The sequence below is a fragment of the Acidovorax sp. 93 genome (assembly GCF_003633835.1).
Classification (GTDB): domain Bacteria; phylum Pseudomonadota; class Gammaproteobacteria; order Burkholderiales; family Burkholderiaceae_C; genus Acidovorax; species Acidovorax facilis.
The window spans coordinates 1,716,665-1,734,871 of sequence record NZ_RBIT01000001.1 but is presented as its reverse complement, the minus strand read 5'-3'; the positions used below and the strand labels follow the sequence as shown (position 1 = coordinate 1,734,871).

9 protein-coding genes are annotated in these 18,207 nt (G+C 62.3%); 5 read left to right on the top strand and 4 right to left on the bottom strand.

The window, feature by feature from the left end:
- Positions 1 to 6: 6 nt before the first annotated feature.
- The 4 genes from C8C93_RS07825 to C8C93_RS07810 form a co-directional block, all read right to left on the bottom strand.
- Complete coding sequence (locus tag C8C93_RS07825) at positions 7 to 2,076, bottom strand: M3 family metallopeptidase (RefSeq protein WP_121506477.1); 2,070 nt, start codon at positions 2,074 to 2,076, stop codon at positions 7 to 9.
- 72 nt (positions 2,077 to 2,148) lie between these two features.
- Entirely contained in the window at positions 2,149 to 3,003 is an 855-nt protein-coding gene (folD, locus tag C8C93_RS07820) for a bifunctional methylenetetrahydrofolate dehydrogenase/methenyltetrahydrofolate cyclohydrolase FolD (protein ID WP_121506476.1), read from the bottom strand.
- 72 nt (positions 3,004 to 3,075) lie between these two features.
- Positions 3,076 to 3,702, bottom strand: coding sequence for a response regulator transcription factor (locus C8C93_RS07815; protein ID WP_007848524.1), 627 nt, complete (start codon positions 3,700 to 3,702; stop codon positions 3,076 to 3,078).
- Positions 3,699 to 6,260, bottom strand: a complete 2,562-nt coding sequence (locus C8C93_RS07810) for a PAS domain S-box protein (RefSeq protein ID WP_121506475.1) — start codon at positions 6,258 to 6,260, stop codon at positions 3,699 to 3,701. Before C8C93_RS07810 ends, C8C93_RS07815 begins: the two co-directional genes overlap by 4 nt.
- A gap of 167 nt (positions 6,261 to 6,427) precedes the next feature.
- On the opposite strand from C8C93_RS07810, the gene aceE reads away from it, so the two are divergent.
- From aceE to C8C93_RS07785, 5 genes are all read left to right on the top strand, one after another.
- Entirely contained in the window at positions 6,428 to 9,151 is a 2,724-nt protein-coding gene (gene aceE / locus C8C93_RS07805) for a pyruvate dehydrogenase (acetyl-transferring), homodimeric type (RefSeq protein WP_121506474.1), read from the top strand.
- Positions 9,152 to 9,168: 17 nt separating this feature from the next.
- A complete protein-coding gene (gene aceF / locus C8C93_RS07800) occupies positions 9,169 to 10,854 on the top strand; it encodes a dihydrolipoyllysine-residue acetyltransferase (RefSeq protein WP_121506473.1) in 1,686 nt (561 codons plus the stop codon).
- 19 nt (positions 10,855 to 10,873) lie between these two features.
- Complete coding sequence (gene lpdA / locus C8C93_RS07795) at positions 10,874 to 12,718, top strand: dihydrolipoyl dehydrogenase (RefSeq protein WP_121506472.1); 1,845 nt, start codon at positions 10,874 to 10,876, stop codon at positions 12,716 to 12,718.
- Between the two features lie 183 nt (positions 12,719 to 12,901).
- Positions 12,902 to 15,730 carry an EAL domain-containing protein gene (locus tag C8C93_RS07790; RefSeq protein ID WP_121506471.1) on the top strand — a complete coding sequence of 943 codons (2,829 nt, stop codon included), beginning with the start codon at positions 12,902 to 12,904 and terminating at the stop codon, positions 15,728 to 15,730.
- A gap of 267 nt (positions 15,731 to 15,997) precedes the next feature.
- Positions 15,998 to 18,076, top strand: a complete 2,079-nt coding sequence (locus tag C8C93_RS07785; protein WP_147433741.1) for a hypothetical protein — start codon at positions 15,998 to 16,000, stop codon at positions 18,074 to 18,076.
- Positions 18,077 to 18,207 lie beyond the last annotated feature (131 nt).

Genomic DNA, 18,207 nt, shown 5'->3' with positions numbered 1-18,207 from the left:
GTTCGCTCAGGCAGTCGATTCTTCCGCCATGCCCTGGTGGCGCAGCAGGGCTTCCAGGCTGGGCTCACGGCCCCGGAAGGCCTTGAACGATTCCATCGCAGGGCGGCTGCCACCGGCTTCCAGGATGGCCTGGCGGTAGCGGCGACCCGTTTCTATACTCGGCAGACCGTCGCTTCCAGCGGTTTCCTCGAAGGCTGCATAGGCGTCTGCGCTCAGTACCTCGGCCCATTTGTAGCTGTAGTAGCCAGCGGCATACCCGCCCGCAAAGATATGGCTGAAGGTGTGTGCCGTGCGGCTGAATGCCGGGGGCTGCAGCACGGCCACTTCGCGGCGCACCTGGTCCAGCAGGGGCATGATGTCCTGGGCCGGGTCGTGTTCGGTGTGCAGCAGCATGTCGAACAGCGAGAACTCAATCTGTCGCAGCGTCTGCATGCCGCTCTGGTAGTTCTTGGCGGCAATCATCTTGTCGAACAGCGCGCGGGGCAGGGGCTCGCCCGTGTCCACATGGGCCGTCATGTGCTTGAGCACATCCCATTCCCAGCAGAAGTTCTCCATGAACTGGCTGGGCAGCTCCACCGCGTCCCACTCCACGCCGCCAATGCCCGAGACGTCGCGCTCGTTCACCTGGGTGAGCATGTGGTGCAAGCCGTGGCCGAACTCGTGGAAGAGGGTGATCACGTCGTCGTGAGTGAGCAGCGGTGGCTTGCCGTCCACGCCGCTGGCGAAGTTGCACACCAGGTGCGCCACCGGGGTTTGCAGCACGCCCGTGTCGGGGCGCAGCCAGCGTGTGCGCACATCGTCCATCCATGCGCCGCCGCGTTTGCCGGTGCGTGCAGGTTGGTCGAGGTAGAACTGGCCCACCACCTGGGTGCCCTTATGGGCGCCCTCCGGGTGCGTGCGCTCAATGCGGTAGAACTCAACGGCTGGGTGCCAGACGGCGGCCGTGTCGCGCCTGATGGACACTTCGAACAGGGTTTCGATGATCTTGAACAGGCCTGCCAGCACCTTGGGCGCCGTGAAGTACTTCTTGACCTCCTGCTCGCTGAAGGCGTAGCGTGCTTCCTTGAGCTTTTCGGAAATGTAGGGCCAGTCCCAGGCCTGCGGATTGGCCAGGCCCAGGTGTTCGGCGGCAAACGCGCGCAGGTCGGCGATGTCCTTCTCGGCGTAAGGGCGGGCGCGTCGGGCCAGATCACGCAGGAAGGTGATCACCTGCGCCGGTGATTGGGCCATCTTGGGCACCACGGACACTTCCCCAAAATTGGCGTAGCCCAGCAGTTGGGCCTCTTCGCGGCGCAGTGCCAGGATTTCGCTGATCAGCGCTGTGTTGTCGAATTTGCGTGCATCGCCCTCAGCCTGGTCGGAGGCACGGGTCACATAGGCGCGGTAGAGCTTCTCGCGCAGGTCGCTGCGCGCGGCAAACTGCATGACCGGCAGGTAGCAGGGCATCTTCAAGGTGAGCTTGTAGCCTTCCTTGCCGTCTGCCTGTGCTGCGGCCAGCGCGGCCTGTTGGACATCGTCTGGAATGCCTTCCAGTTCTTCGGCCGTGGCGTAGTAAGCGTAGGCGTCCGTGGCATCGAGGGCGTTTTCGCTGAACTTCTGGCTCAGCTCGGCCTGGCGTTCCTGGATCTGCGCAAAACGCTCCTTGGCGGCACCGGTCAGCTCCGCGCCACTCAACACAAAGTTGCGCACTGCGTTCAGGTGTGCCTGCCGCTGCTCTGCAGTCAGGGTAGCGGGGTCGATGGCCTTGTACTTGGCGTACAGGCGTTCATCGGCACCCAGGCGCGTCCAGAACTCGGTGACCTTGGGCAAGGCGGCGTTGTAGGCAGCGCGCAGTTCAGGGGTGTCGGCCACGCTGTTGAGGTGGCTGATGCTGCCCCAGGCGGTGCCCAGCCGTTCGGTGGCCACATCCAGCACTTTCGCAATCGCATCCCAGCGGGCTGGAAAGTCGGGTGCGGTGACGATCTCCAGCGCGGCATTGGCACGCTCCAGCAGAACATCCACGGCAGGCGCCACGTCCTGCGGTGTGATGCGGTCGAAATGGGGGAGGTCCGAGAAGTCGAGAAGGGCGTTGCTCATGCGAAATCAGATGGCGCCATATGGCGCAGGTTCAAGTTGCAAAGCCGCCGACATCGACAGCACTGACCCAGGTCAGTGCCCTGCAGTGCGCTCAGCGGCTTCGATGGTATTCACCAGCAGCATGGTAATGGTCATGGGCCCGACCCCGCCAGGCACGGGGGTGATCCAGCCGGCCACTTCCTTGACACAGTCAAAGTCCACGTCGCCGCAGAGTTTGCCTTCGTCATTGCGATTCATGCCCACGTCAATCACCACCGCGCCAGGCTTGACCATGTCGGCGGTCAGCACATTGCGTTTGCCGACTGCGGCCACGATCACATCGGCCTGCAGGGTTTGAGCCTTGAGGTCCTGGGTGGCACTGTGGCAAATGGTGACGGTGGCGTTCTGGCCGAGCAGCATCAGCGCCATGGGTTTGCCCACGATGTTGCTGCGGCCGATGACCACGGCGTGTTTGCCCTTGAGGTCGTAGCCGATGCTTTCCAGCATCTTCATGCAGCCATAGGGTGTGCATGGCCAGAAGCCGGGCATGCCGGTCATCAGGGCCCCGGCGCTGGCGATGTGAAAGCCGTCCACATCCTTGGCGGGCGAGATGGCTTCGATCACCTTCTGCGCATCAATGTGTTTGGGCAGGGGCAACTGCACCAGGATGCCGTGAATGGCCGGATCGTTGTTGAGGGCCTCCACACGGGCCAGTAACGCGGCTTCGGTCATGTCGGCCTCGTACTTTTCGAGGACGGAGTACAAGCCGCTGTCTTCGCAAGCCTTGACCTTGTTACGCACATACACCTGGCTGGCAGGGTTGTCGCCCACCAAGACAACGGCCAGCCCGGGGGTGACGCCACGGGTTTTCAGGGAGGCGGCGCGTTGCGCCACGTCGGCGCGCAGTTGGCGGGAAAGGGCGTTGCCGTCGATGAGTTGGGCTGTCATGTCAGAGAATATGAGTCAAATTGGTCTCTAGCGCTTTATCAGCAAGCGCGAGAAGCTATCAAAATGTGAGTATCAACCCTTGGGGGCGTTTTGGCCGAGGGCGATCTTGAGCAGGTCGGCCACGGTGTTGGCGTTGAGCTTCTCCATGATGTTGGCACGGTGCGCCTCCACCGTCTTGATGCTGATGCCCAGGTCGTCGGCAATCTGCTTGTTCAGGCGACCGGCCACGATGCGTTCGAGCACCTGGGCTTCGCGGCTGGTCAGCTTGGACAGCAGGGCATCGCGGCTGGCGGCCTGCTGGTAGCCGGCGAAGGCTTCGCGGGCGTGGTCGAGCATGCGCTCGACGAGTCCGACCAGTTCTTCTTCGTCAAAAGGCTTCTGGATGAAATCCAGCGCGCCTTTCTTCATGGTGTTCACGGCCATGGGCACATCGCCGTGGCCTGTAATGAACACGATGGGCAGGGGGGACTTGCGCTCGATCAGTCGATCCTGAAGCTCCAGGCCCGTCATGCCGCCCATGCGGATGTCCACAATCAGGCAGGCGACTTCGCGGGGGTCGTAGCGTGAGAGAAAGGTCTCGGCCGAATCAAAGCAACGCACCCGGTAGTCCTTGCCTTCCAGCAGCCACTGCAGGGAATCGCGAACTGCCTCGTCGTCGTCCACAACGTAGACAGTGCCTTTTTTCGGAATCAAGCTCATGCAATTGTCCTTGGTTTTTGAATGTTTGCTACAGAATTTGTAGTGGCATCAGCAGGCTTGGCAAGCGGCAGCCAGAAGGAGAACTTGCAGCCCGTGACCTCGGATCCATTGTAGAGGTTCTCCGCAAGCATCCTGCCCTGGTGCGACTCGACGATGCTGCGGCACAGATTGAGGCCCATGCCCATGCCTTCTTCCTTGGTGGAGAAGAAGGCTTCGAAGAGGCGCTCCAGCACTTCGGGGGCCAGGCCCTTGCCGGTGTCCTGCACCGAAAATTCCACCACTTCGCGGTCTTCGACGTGTTTGGGCACCACGCGCAGTTCCACGCTGCGACCCGCCGGTGGACGGTTGGCGTGCTGGATGGCTTCGGCGCCGTTCTTCATCAGGTTGACCAGCACCTGCTCGATCAGGATGGTGTCCACCATCACGGGCGGCAGGCGGGCGGCCACATAGTGCGTCAGGCGCACGTTGTGTCGGCGCAGCTCGATGTCGGCCAGCTCCACGGCTTCGTTGACCATCGAATGCACGTCGGCCAGGGTGCGGTTGGGCTCGCTCTTCTTCACAAAGGCCCGGATGCGCTGGATGATCTGGCCCGCGCGCTGGGCCTGGTGGGCGGTCTTTTGCAGTGCCGTGAGCAGCGCTTCTTCGGTCAGCTGGCCACTCTGGATGCGCGAGACCATGCCACTGCAGTAATTGTTGATGGCCGTGAGCGGCTGGTTCAATTCGTGCGCCACGCTGGAGGCCATCTCGCCCATGGTGATGAGGCGGCTGACGGATTGGGCGCGCTCGGCCTGGCGCGCCGCCTGCTCCTCGGCCTGGCGGCGGGGGGTGATGTCGGTGGCAATCACCATCTGGGCCAGTCGGCCGTCCACCCAGTTGAGGTAGCGCGAACGTACTTCGAGCCACTTTCCCAGGTCGGGCAGGTAGATTTCGGCGTTCTCGGTGCGGGCACTGGTGAGTGGGTCGGTGGGCAGGCCCATGAGTCCGTCTTCGTCGTCCATGCCCGTATGCTCTGTGCCCGCCACGGGCACCACGCCCGCCTGCGCCACCAGTTGCAGGTGGCCGCCCGTCTGCGAGCCGAACCATTGGCGGTACAGCTTGTTCGCGAACAGCAGTTCTTCGCTGCCCAGCGGGGCCACCGACACCGAGGCGTCCAGCGATTCCAGCACGATGGTGAAGCGCTCGTGCGATGCGGAAAGCTGTTCGCGGATGCGGTTGGGCTCGGTGATGTCCGTCATCGACGTCATCCAGCCCGTCTGCTGGCCGTGCGCATCGATCAGGGGCGACACATACAGTCGCGCATCGAAGAGCGTGCCGCTTTTGCGCCGTACCCGCACCTGGAAGCCGCCCACGATCGTTTTACCGGACAGTTCGTCGCGCAGCTTGGCGTGCAAGGCTTCGTGGTCGGAGTCGGGCCAATAGGGGAAGGGTGCTTTCAGGCCCACCAATTCGGCCTCGCTCCAGCCAGTCATCTGGCAGAAGGCGGCGTTCACATAGGTGATGCGGCCTTCCATGTCCAGCGCACGCATGCCCGTCAGGATGGAGTTCTCCATCGCGCGGCGGAAGTTCGTCTCTGCGACCAGGGCCTGCTGGGCCTGCATGCGGCGGCGGGTGTGGCGCCAGGTGGCGATCAGCATCCAGGCCGTCATCGCGCTCAGCGTGCCCACCAGCCAGAACAGCCCACTGCCCACCACGCCCAGCGAGGTGCGGTAGGCCTGTGCCTTGAGCACCAGCCCGTTGCCCACCGGGGAGACGGGGACCTCGTATTCGTTGGCACGGGGTGACCAAGGAAGGAGCTGTGTGGCCGTGTTGCGCGGTCCCAGGGGGGTTCCGGCCAGCACCTGGTTCTTGCCATCGAGCAGCGTGACGGCGTAGCGCGCCAGCACCTCGGTCGGCGTGCCGTAGCGCAGCAGGCTGTCGATGGAGTATTCGCCCAGCACCACGCCGCTGAACTTGCCCTGGTTGTTCAAGGGCACTTGCAGCTGGAGCAGCGGGGTCGAATCGCCCGAGGTTGCGGCGGGCTGGGCATACACCGGCTGCTGCAGGTCGCGGGCCAGGCCAAAGGTGTCGGCCGTGTCGCCGGGTTTGAGCACTTCGCCGGCAATGCGCAGCTCGCTGCTGGCCAGCGTGGGGGCCGCATGGCTGGCGCGGATGCGGCGGCGCTCGTCGATCCAGGTGATCGCCTGCAGTTCGGGGTATTGGCTGATCAGGCTTTCGGCGCGGCTCACAAACTCTGTGCGTTCCAGCTCCTGGTTGGACAGGTCACGCGCAATGCGCATGAGCTGTTCTTGCCGCTCCAGCAGCCGCAGGCGCACACGCTGTTGCGCGTATTCCACGTCACGCCGTAGGGCTTCTTGTTCGCGCTCGGCCTCTTCGGCGCGCAAATACCAGAACGCCGCCACGATGGCGGCCAGAAACATCAGCACGGCAGCCAAGGGTGCCAGCGCCGCAAACCGGTCCTGCCGGGTAGGCGACAACCCGCGCCACCACTTGCGCCACCAGCGGGCAGGCGCTGCCACGACCATGGCTGTGGGGGAGGGGTGAGGGGGCAGGGAATCCATCCTTCAAGTGTAGGGGAGCAGCAGCCCGGAATCCGGGGTACGTGCAATGTGCGTTTGCAGCATTTTCTTGCAATATGAAATGCATGGGCACCATTTGAAATTTTAGAAAAATATGCGAAACTAGAGCCAACGTACTAAATTGCTGCCACACCTACAGGAGACAAAGCATGTCAGCTCAGCCCGACCCTCAGGCCGGAAACGGCAACGCGCCCGCCACCGATACCGACCAACAGGAAACCCGTGAGTGGATGGATGCGCTGTCCGCCGTCATCGACAAAGAGGGGGCCGAGCGCGCCCACTACCTGTTGGAGCAATTGCTGGAACACGCCCGCCAGAACAGCGTGGACCTGCCGTTCTCGGCCAATACCGGCTACGTGAACACCATAGAGCCCAGCCAGGAGGCACGCAGCCCCGGCAACCTTGAAATCGAACAGCGCCTGCGCGCCTACATGCGCTGGAACGCCATGGCCATGGTGGTCAAGGCCAACCGCCATCACCCGCCCGAAGGTGGCGATCTGGGCGGCCACATCGGCTCCTTTGCCTCGCTGGCCAGCATGTTTGGCGCGGGCTTCAACCATTTCTGGCACGCCGAGAGCGAAAATCACGGCGGTGACCTGCTTTACATCCAGGGCCACGTATCGCCCGGTATTTATGCCCGCGCCTACCTGGAAGGCCGCCTGAGCGAAGAGCAGTTGCTCAACTTCCGCCAGGAAGTGGACGGCAAGGGCCTGTCGAGCTACCCGCATCCCAAGCTCATGCCCGAGTTCTGGCAGTTCCCCACGGTGTCGATGGGCCTGGGCCCGCTGATGGCCATCTACCAGGCGCGTTTCCTCAAGTACCTGCACGCCCGCGGCATCGCCAATACCGAAAACCGCAAGGTCTGGGTGTTCTGCGGCGACGGTGAAATGGACGAGGTCGAATCCCTGGGCGCCATTGGCCTGGCCGCGCGCGAGAAGCTCGACAACCTGGTGTTTGTCATCAACTGCAACCTGCAGCGCCTGGACGGCCCCGTGCGTGGCAACGGCAAGATCATTCAAGAGCTCGAAGGCGAGTTCCGCGGCGCGGGCTGGAACGTCATCAAGCTCATCTGGGGCAAGGGCTGGGACGAGTTGCTCGCCAAAGACCATGATGGCGCGCTGCGCAAGCTCATGATGGAAACCAACGATGGCGACTACCAGGCCATGAAGGCCAACGACGGTGCCTACGTGCGCAAGAACTTCTTCGGGCGCGACCCGCGCACCCTGAAGATGGTCGAGCACATGACCGACGACGAGATCTGGAACCTGCAGCGCGGCGGCCACGATTCGCAAAAGGTCTATGCCGCATTCCATGCCGCCCAAAACCATGGCGGGCAGCCTTCCGTCCTGCTGGTCAAGACCGTCAAGGGCTTTGGCATGGGCAAGATTGGCGAAGCCAAGAACACGGTTCACCAGACCAAGAAGCTCAGCGACGAAGACATCAAGGCCTTCCGTGATCGCTTCAACATCCCGATCCCCGACAGCCAGCTTGCCGAACTGCCCTTCTACAAGCCCGCCGACGACACCCCGGAAATGAAGTACCTGCACGAGCGCCGCAAGGCCTTGGGCGGTTACCTGCCACACCGCCGCGTGAAGGCCGACGAGAGCTTCACCGTGCCTGCGCTGGACACCTTCAAGGCCATCCTGGAGGCTACGCCCGAAGGCCGCGAAATCTCCACCACGCAAGCCTACGTGCGCTTTCTCACGCAGCTGCTGCGCGACCAGGCCCTGGGCCCGCGCGTGGTGCCCATCCTGGTGGACGAAGCCCGTACCTTCGGCATGGAAGGCCTGTTCCGCCAGATCGGCATCTACAACCCCGCAGGCCAGCAGTACACCCCGGTCGATAAAGACCAGGTCATGTACTACAAGGAAGACAAGGCGGGCCAAATCCTGCAAGAGGGCATCAACGAAGCCGGTGGCATGAGCAGCTGGATCGCGGCGGCCACCAGCTACAGCACGAACAATCGGATCATGATCCCGTTCTACGTGTACTACTCGATGTTCGGCTTCCAGCGCATTGGCGACCTGGCCTGGGCGGCGGGTGACATGCAAGCCCGTGGCTTCCTGCTGGGCGGCACCTCGGGTCGCACCACGCTCAACGGCGAAGGCCTGCAGCACGAAGACGGCCACAGCCACATCCTGGCCAACACCATCCCCAACTGCGTGAGCTACGACCCGACCTTTGCGCACGAAGTCGCGGTGATCATGCACGACGGCATGAAGCGAATGGTCGAGCGCCAGGAAAACGTCTTCTACTACCTGACGCTGCTGAACGAAAACTACCCCATGCCCGGCCTGCAACCCGGCACCGAAGAGCAGATCATCAAGGGCATGTACCTGTGCAAACAGGCGCCCGCACTGCCCAAGGATGCGCCCACCGTGCAACTGCTGGGCAGCGGCACCATCTTGCGTGAATCGTTCTTTGCGCAAGAACTGCTTGAAAAGGACTGGGGCGTGGCCGCCTCGGTGTGGAGCTGCCCAAGCTTCAACGAACTGACCCGCGACGGCCAGAACGCCGAGCGCTGGAGCCTGCTGCACCCAACCGAAGAAGCCAAAGTGCCGTTCGTCACCCAGCAGCTGTCGGCATCGCAAGGCCCTGTGGTCGCATCCACCGACTACATGAAGGCCTATGCCGAGCAGATTCGTCCGTTCATCCCCAAGGGCCGCACCTACAAGGTGCTGGGCACCGACGGCTTTGGCCGCAGCGACTTCCGCAGCAAGCTGCGCGAGCATTTCGAGATCAACCGCCACTACATCGTGGTCGCTGCGCTCAAGGCGCTGAGCGAAGACGGCATGCTGCCCGCCACCAAGGTGGCTGAGGCGATCGCCAAGTACAACATCCAGGCCGACAAGGTCAACCCGCTGTACGCGTAAACCGAACGGAGACAACAATGGCATTGGTAGACATTCAAGTCCCGGACATCGGGGATTTCGACGAAGTGGGCGTGATCGAACTGCTGGTCAAGGTGGGCGACACGGTCAAGGCCGAGCAGTCGCTCATCACTGTCGAGTCTGACAAGGCATCGATGGAGATTCCGTCCAGCCACGCAGGCGTGGTCAAGGAACTCAAAATCGCCCTGGGCGACAAGGTCAAGCAGGGCTCTGTGATTGCCGTGGTCGAGTCGGCAGACGCGGTTGCCTCAGCCCCGGCTGCTGCGCCAGCCCCTGCCGCTGTTGCACCCGCGCCCGTTGCGGCCGCTGCGCCAGCACCGGTTGCACCCGCTGCAGCCCCTGCAACTGCAGGCCCGGTGGAAGTGCGCGTGCCCGACATTGGCGACTTCAAGGACGTGGCCGTCATTGAGTTGCTGGTCAAGGTGGGCGACACCATCAAGCTCGAACAATCGCTGTTCACCGTCGAATCCGACAAGGCCTCCATGGAGATTCCGTCGCCCGCCGCTGGCGTGGTCAAGGAGCTCAAGGTCAAGATTGGGGACACCGTCAACATCGGCGACTTGGTGGCCTTGCTGGAAGGGGTGGCGGGCAGTGCGCCTGCTGCCGCTGCAGCGCCCGCAGCGCCGGCGGCGGCTCCCGCTGCAGCGCCTGTTGCAGCCCCCGCACCGGTTGCAGCAGCCGTTGCACCGGTCGCCGCCACGGCCTCCGTGCCCGCCCACCAGCCTGGCACGCCCACAGCGGGCCTGCCGCACGCATCGCCCTCGGTGCGCAAGTTCGCCCGCGAGCTCGGTGTGCCCATCGATGAAGTCAAGGGCAGTGGCCCCAAGGGCCGCATCACGCAAGACGACGTGCAGAACTTCACCAAGCAGGTGATGGCTGGCGCAGCCCAGACCAAGGCGCAGGCTGCCAAGGCGCCTGCAGCATCCGGTGGCTCTGGCGGTTCCGGTGTGGGCCTGGATCTGCTGCCCTGGCCCAAGGTCGACTTCACCAAGTTCGGCCCCGTCGAGCGCAAGGACCTCTCGCGCATCAAGAAGATCAGCGGCGCCAACCTGCACCGCAACTGGGTCGTCATCCCGCACGTCACCAACCACGACGACGCGGACATCACCGACCTCGAAGCCTTCCGCGTGCAGTTCAACAAAGAGAACGAGAAGAGTGGCGTGAAGGTCACCATGCTCGCCTTCATGATCAAGGCCGCCGTGGCCGCGCTCAAGAAGTTCCCCGAGTTCAACAGCTCGCTCGACGGCGACCAGCTGGTGCTCAAGCAGTACTTCCACATCGGCTTTGCGGCCGACACGCCCAACGGCCTCGTTGTGCCCGTCATCCGCGACGCCGACAAGAAGGGCATCGTCCAGATCTCGCAAGAGATGGGCGACCTGGCAAAGAAGGCGCGCGACGGCAAGCTCGGCCCGGCCGACATGACCGGTGGCTGCTTCTCCATCAGCTCGCTGGGCGGCATTGGCGGGCGCTACTTCACGCCCATCATCAACGCGCCCGAAGTCGCCATCATGGGCGTGTGCAAGAGCAGCATCGAACCGAAATGGGACGGCAAGCAGTTCGCACCGCGCCTGATGCTGCCGCTGTCGCTCAGCTGGGACCACCGCGTGATCGATGGCGCGGCCGCCGCACGCTTCAACGTGTACTTTGCCTCGCTGCTGGCGGACTTCCGCCGCATCGTGATGTAACGAAAGGGCAAGACACACCATGGCAATCATCGACATCAAGGTGCCCGACATCGGCGACTTCGCCGAAGTGGCCATCATCGAAGTGCTGGTCAAACCCGGCGACACCATCAAGGCCGAGCAAAGCCTGATCACCGTGGAGTCCGACAAGGCCTCCATGGAGATCCCGTCCAGCCATGCTGGGGTTGTGAAGGAGCTGAAAGTGAAGCTGGGCGACAAGATCGCCGAAGGCTCGGTGGTGTTGACGCTGGAAGTGCAGGGCGCGGCAGCTCCAGCGCCTGCTACAGCCCCGGCACCCGCAGTTTCTGAGCAAAAAAAGGCCCCATCGCCCGCCCCACAAGCGCAAGCAGCTATCAATCCGGTAGCATCCAGCTTTGCAGGCACTGCCGATATGGACTGCGACGTGCTCGTGCTCGGCGGCGGCCCCGGCGGCTACTCGGCGGCCTTCCGCGCGGCCGATCTGGGCCTCAAGGTCATCATCGTCGAGCGCTACGCCACTCTGGGCGGCGTGTGCCTGAACGTTGGCTGCATCCCCTCCAAGGCGCTGCTGCACGTGGCAGCCGTCATGGACGAAGTGACCCACATGGCCGACCTGGGCGTGGACTTTGGCGCGCCCGCCGTCAACATCGACAAGCTGTGCGGCCACAAAGAGAAAGTCATCGGCAAGCTCACCGGCGGCCTGGCCGCCATGGCCAAGATGCGCAAGGTGACCACCGTGCGCGGCTACGGTGCTTTTGTCGGCGCCAACCACCTTGAAGTGGAAGAGACCACCGGCACCGGCCAGGAGAAGACGGGCACCAAGAAGATCATCGCCTTCAAGAAAGCCATCATCGCCGCCGGCAGCCAGGCCGTGCGCCTGCCCTTCATGCCCAACGATCCACGCGTGGTCGACTCCACCGGCGCCCTGGCGCTCAAGGAAGTGCCCAAGCGCATGCTGATTTTGGGCGGCGGCATCATCGGCCTCGAAATGGGCACGGTGTACAGCACGCTGGGCGCGCGCCTCGATGTGGTCGAAATGATGGACGGCCTGATGCAGGGCGCCGACCGCGATCTCGTCAAGATCTGGCAGAAGATGAATGCCAAGCGCTTCGACAACATCATGTTGAAGACGAAAACCGTGGGTGCCGAAGCCACGCCCGAAGGCATCAAGGTCACATTCGCACCCGCGGAAGAGGGCGGCACCGCCCCCGAGCCGCAGGTGTACGACCTGGTGCTGCAGGCTGTGGGCCGCACACCCAACGGCAAGAAGATTGCCGCCGAAAAGGCAGGCGTTGCCGTGACGGACCGTGGCTTCATCAACGTCGACATCCAGATGCGCACCAACGTGCCGCACATCTTCGCCATCGGCGACATCGTGGGCCAGCCCATGCTGGCGCACAAGGCGGTGCATGAGGCGCATGTGGCGGCAGAAGTGATTGCTGGTGAACTGCAGGGCAACAAGGAACTGGCCTCCGCCGCCTTCAACGCCCGCGTGATTCCGTCGGTGGCCTACACCGACCCCGAAGTGGCATGGGTGGGCCTTACCGAAGACCAGGCCAAGGCGCAAGGCATCAAGGTCAAGAAGGGCCTGTTCCCCTGGACGGCCTCCGGCCGCGCCATCGCCAACGGCCGCGACGAGGGCGTGACCAAGCTGCTGTTCGACGACTCGCCAGAGGCCCATGGCCACGGCAAGATTCTGGGCGGCGGCATGGTGGGCACCCATGCCGGCGACATGATCGGCGAGATCGCCCTGGCCATCGAGATGGGCGCCGACGCGGTGGACATCGGCAAGACCATCCACCCGCATCCCACGCTGGGCGAAAGTATCGGCATGGCGGCGGAGATTGCGCACGGCTCTTGCACGGATGTGCCGCCGCAGAAGAAATAAGTAGCCAGCTTCTCAGCTTCTAGCTAGTAGACAAAGCCCGAACCGGTAACGGTTCGGGCTTTTGCGCATTGCGCGCCCCAGCAATCGTTGCAAAATGTTGCTGATTGGTATTGACTGAAGCGATCGCTGGTCTCCCAGGCGGGCGTACGACGACCACCAGCAGATTGTTGATCTGGAAGCAGGATGCCCGTAACGCCAACCATCGCCGCTCAGCCTGACGATGACCCGAACCTTGCCTGGGTGCTGCTGGGTAAGGGGCTGGACCTGTATCAGGATGCCGTACTCATACTGGGCGAAGAGGGCCGCTTCGTCTATGTGAACGATGCCGCCACCCGCGCCCTGGAATACAGCCGCGAGGCGCTGCTGACGATGGGGCCGCCGGACATCGATCCGAACATTTCCAGGGAGCGGTGCCAGGAAATATTGCAAAGCCCGGAGGGCCAGGCTTTTGTCATCGACACGGTGCACAAGACCCAGAGCGGCAAACAGATTGCCGTGCAGGTGCACGGTGTGACGCTGCGGCGGGAGGGGCGCTTGTTTGCCGTCTCCATCGTTCGCGACACGTCGGAAGCCCAACGAATGCAGGAGGCCCTTCGGCAGCGCCAGCAGTATTGGCGCACCCTGCTGGACGAGTTCCCATTTTTTGTCTGGCTCAAGGACGAGCACAGCCGTTTGCTGGCAGCCAATATCGCGTACGCCAGAGTGGCGCGGGTGGCCTCCACGGCGGAACTGGAGGGCCGGACTGAATTCGATTTCTTCCCCAAGGATTTGGCGGAAACGTATGTGGCCGACGACAAGGCTGTCATGGCGGCGGGCGTGGCCCACTACGTGGAAGAGCTGTACGTCGATGAGCACGGGCAGCGGCGCTGGATGGAGGTGTGGAAGTCTCCGCTGCACCAGCATGGCAAGGTGGTGGGCACGGTGGGATATTCCAGAGATATCACGGACCGCAAGCACACCGAGAGTGAACTCCAGAAAGCGCTGGCCTTTGCCCAGGGGGTGATTGATGCCTTTCCGGACTTGTTGTTCGAAACCGACCGGGAAGGCCGTTACCTGAATATCTGGACGCGCAACCCCGAGTTATTGGCGGCCAGCCGGGAGGCTTTGCTGGGGCGGACGCTGCAGGAAGTGCTGTCTCCTGAAAGTGTGGCGATTGCCGAGATGGCGTTTGCGGAGGCAGAGCACAAAGGCGTGTCGTTGGGCCATGTCATATCGGTTGCGACCTCTCTGGGCCCGCGCTGGTTTGAACTGTCGGTATCGCAAATGCGCACCAGCGTGGATGCGCGCCCGCATTTCATTACGGTCTCCCGCGATGTAACGCAACGGCTGGAACTGCAGGATGAGCTGACCTTGCGGGAGCGTGAGTACCGTACCCTGGTCGAAAACTCTCCCGATATGATTGCCCGTTTTGATCTTCAGTTCGGCTGCCGGTATGCCAACCCGGTGTTGCTGAAGGCGGTGGGGCGGCTTGACACCGGCGCGCTGGGATGCTCGCCCCATGCGCTCTGGGGGCAAGAGGTTGGGGCAAAGTTGGCGCAACATCTGGTGCAGGTGGTGGACAGCAAGACGCCTGTCGAGTTGGAGCTGCAATGGTCCGATGCGCTGGGGCGCCGAATCTGCAGTTTGGTGAGTTTGACCCCCGAGTTGGACGACGACGCCAGCGTCTCGAGCGTGTTGCTGGTGGGGCGGGATATCGGTGAACTGAAGGCCTACCAGGACAAGGTCCAACAGATGGCTTTCTACGACGCGCTGACGGGGATGCCCAACCGCGTGCTGTTCCATGACCGGCTGGCGCAAATGCTGAAGGATGCGGCCTACCACCGCGCTCAGGCGGGTGTGATGGTGGTGGACCTGGACCGCTTCAAGCAGATCAACGACACCATGGGCCATGCGGCTGGAGACGCGTTGCTCAAGGAGGTCTCCCTGCGCCTGCGCGCCAGTGTGCGCACTTATGACACCGTAGCCAGGCTGGGAGGGGACGAGTTCGGCATGCTGTTGCCAAAGATCCATACCGGCAGCCATCTGGCGCGTGTGGCGGGGAAGGTGAAGACCGCCTTCAACCAGAGCTTTTGGCTGGAGGGGCAGGAAATTTTCGTCTCCTGCAGTGTCGGTATTGCGGTGTACCCGACGGACAGTGAGGCGGCAGAAGAGCTGCTCAAGTACGCAGATTCGGCGATGTACTCCGCCAAACGCTCCGGGCGAAACAGCTTCCGGTTTTACTCCAGGGATATGACCGAGCATGCCCAGCAGCGGCTGACCCTGGAGTTCGACCTGCGCCGAGCGCTCCAGCGCGGTGAACTGGCGCTGCACTACCAGCCCAAGGTGCTGCTGGCGTCCTGCGCAACGGTCGGCTGTGAAGCGCTTTTGCGCTGGACGCATCCTCGCCTGGGCCAGGTGTCTCCGGAGTTGTTCATCCCGGTGGCAGAAGACGCTGGCTTGATCAACCAGCTGGGCGCCTGGGTGTTGCGCGAATCCTGCTCGACCGCCGTCGCCTGGAATGCCGGGGCCACACAGCCACGCAAGGTGGCGGTCAATCTGTCGGCCCGCCAGATCCAGGCCTCCGGCCTGGTGGCGCAGGTGAAGGAAATCGTGTCCCAAACGCGTTGCAAGCCCCAGTGGCTGGAGTTTGAGATTACCGAGAGCCTGCTCCTTGACGAGGACGGTGTTGCAGTCAAGGCTCTGCAGGCCCTGCGCGACATGGGGGCCACCATCGCGATCGATGACTTCGGCACCGGGTATTCGGCGCTGTCCTATCTGGCCCGCTTCCCCATCGATACGCTCAAAATCGACAAATCGTTCATCCACTCCGCGACCACTGACCATTTCAGGGCCGAGCTCATCAAGGCCATCTTGTCGATCGCGCGCTGCTTGAACCAGGAGGTGGTGGCGGAAGGCGTGGAAACGCCCGAGCAGGCAGACTTCCTGGCGGCGGAAGGATGCCAGTTGGCTCAGGGCTTTCTGTTCAGCAAAGCGGTGCCACGAGAGCAGTTGCTGGGCATGTTTGGCGCCTGACAGGAGCCCGCTGGGCTGGCCACGATCCGCCCGCACCGCGCAGCTCTGCATGGGCTGCTGCAGGGGGCTTTTTTCGCCTGGAAGATGATCAAAGGCGCATTTGGCTCATTGTTACAGGTGGAAACTGACATGGGGTCGGGCGATTCAATCCAGTATTCTCGACAACACACTTGCTCCGGACTGGGCTCCCACGCCCAGTTGCCGTGAATACAGTGAAGAAGGCGCAAGCCAATTTTGGCTTGGCGCCCACAAACCAGGGAGTCGACTTTGAAATGGATGAACTTGGCCCGCTTAACCGGGCACGCGGTAACGTTTGCGAGTCTCGTCGCTTTGCAGGCTTGTGGCGGTTCCGGCGGAGGAGACAACGTCAGCCCACCACCGGCAGTGGCTGGAAAAATCGCCCTGTTTGCGGGTGACGTGGGGGGCGTTGGAAACCTGGATGGAGCTCGCGGCAACGCAACCTTCTATGGCATCCAAAGTCTGACGGTAGACCCTGCAGGCAATCTCATGGTGGCCGAGGTTGGCAACCACGCGGTGCGCAAAATTTCTTCTGACGGCACCGTGAGTACCGCTGCCGGTGGCGATATGGTCGCGGCATTCGCTGACGGGCAAGGGGTAGCCGCCAAGTTTCTGAATCCGCAATTTATTGCGGCGGACACCAAGGGCAACTGGTACGTTTCTGACAACGGAGAATACATACGCAAGGTGACGCCTCAAGGCGCGGTTACCACGCTGGCAAACGTCTCGACCAATGGGAACTGCCAGAGTTCATCGATGGTTTTCTGCCATGTTGGCAAACCTTTGGCGGTGGACGTTGCGGGTACGGTGTATTTCACCGCCAATAACCAGCTGCGCAAGCTGGGGGCAAACGGCCAAATGGAGACTTTGGTCAATGCCATCAGTTCGCGGGGGCTACCCACTCCGGCGTTTTCGTTTGTCTACCTGGCCTCTGGCCTGGTGGTGGATGCACAGGGGACGATCTATATCGCTGACCGTAACCAGCCTGTGATTCGCAAAGTCTCGCCTGCGGGCGAGATGACGATACTGGCCGGCTCGGAAGAGTCAAGCCAGGCTGTGGACGGGCAGGGTAGCGCTGCGCGTTTTGTGGAACTTCAAGCCATCACGATGGATGCCGTGGGCAACTTGTACGTGTTGGAAGGCAACGGTGCTATCCGTAAAGTTACGCCTGCTGGTTTGGTCTCCACTGTTCGGCAGCCAACACAGACATGGAGTTCAGGCTGGTCGTACAGCTTTACCGGGTTTGCACGGGATGCAGCTGGAAACTTCTACCTGTCTGCGCTCGGAGCTGGCGGAAATGCACCTGTTTTTGGGAATACTGCCATCCTGAAAATTGATGCTCAAGGTGTTGAAAGTGTTTATGCGGGCCACAAGGGACTGGAGGGTGAGGGGGATGGAATTGGCAGCGCTGCACAGTTCTCTGATCCGCGCAGCCCATCCATCGATGGGAATGGCAATCTGGTCGTACTCGACCGGTTCGTTAATCCCAACAGCCACTTGTCGGGCCACATTGACGACTCCTACTCTCTGCGCCGCATAAGCCCAGAAGGCGGCACAACGAGTATCGTTCGCATGGAATATCAAAATGCGATGAGCGGAGCGGCCGTAGATCGACGAGGCAATACCTATGTCGGCGGTGGGAAGCGCATTCGAGTGATTGCTCCCGACGGCACAGTCCAATCATTCTTTGAAGGCAGCGAGAGTCTTCCCGATGGATTGAAGGTGTTGGCGGTAGATAGCTCCGGTGCGGTGTATGTAGCCGCAGGCTCAACAGTACCGGCCGCAGGCCTGCCTATTTTTGTGCCGACAAGGCCGTATGGAGCAATTTACAAGATCAATTCGGACAAGACCGTGAGTCTGCTGGCTGGCAGGGCGGGCGTTCAGGGCCTGGTGGATGGCATGGGGGATTCCGCTCGGTTTTCTTCCATTGGCGGTGGCGCGCTGGACTCTGCAGGTAATCTGTATGTGGCGGATCCCGCCAATCATGTGGTCCGCAAAGTTACTCCAGCGGGCTTGGTCAGCACCATCGCCGGTCAACCCGGCGTTCTTGGCTACAACGATGGGGCGGCGGCGCAGGCTAAATTCTGGTTCCCCGTGGATGTCAAGATCGATGGTCAGGACAACTTGTATGTGGCTGATCGCAACAATGCTTTGGTGCGCAAGATCACTACCAGTGGTGTGGTGAGCACCGTGGTTGGCACGGTTGGAAAGTACGGTTTTGTACCTGGCGCCTTGCCGACTGTGATTCCTCCCCCGGAAGGCATTGCGCTGAAAGACTCCGCGCTCTTTATTACGACGCGCAATGGGGTGTTGAGGGCTGATCTGTAACACAGAAGAGGCTGGCGCTCATTCTGCTTGCGGGATAGCTGCTGGCAGCCCGCTGTAGCGAATTCAAGCCGCCTCCTTGGGGGCTGCGTCAAAGTGCCCGGACAAAAGTCGTGGAAAATAGAGGGTTTTCT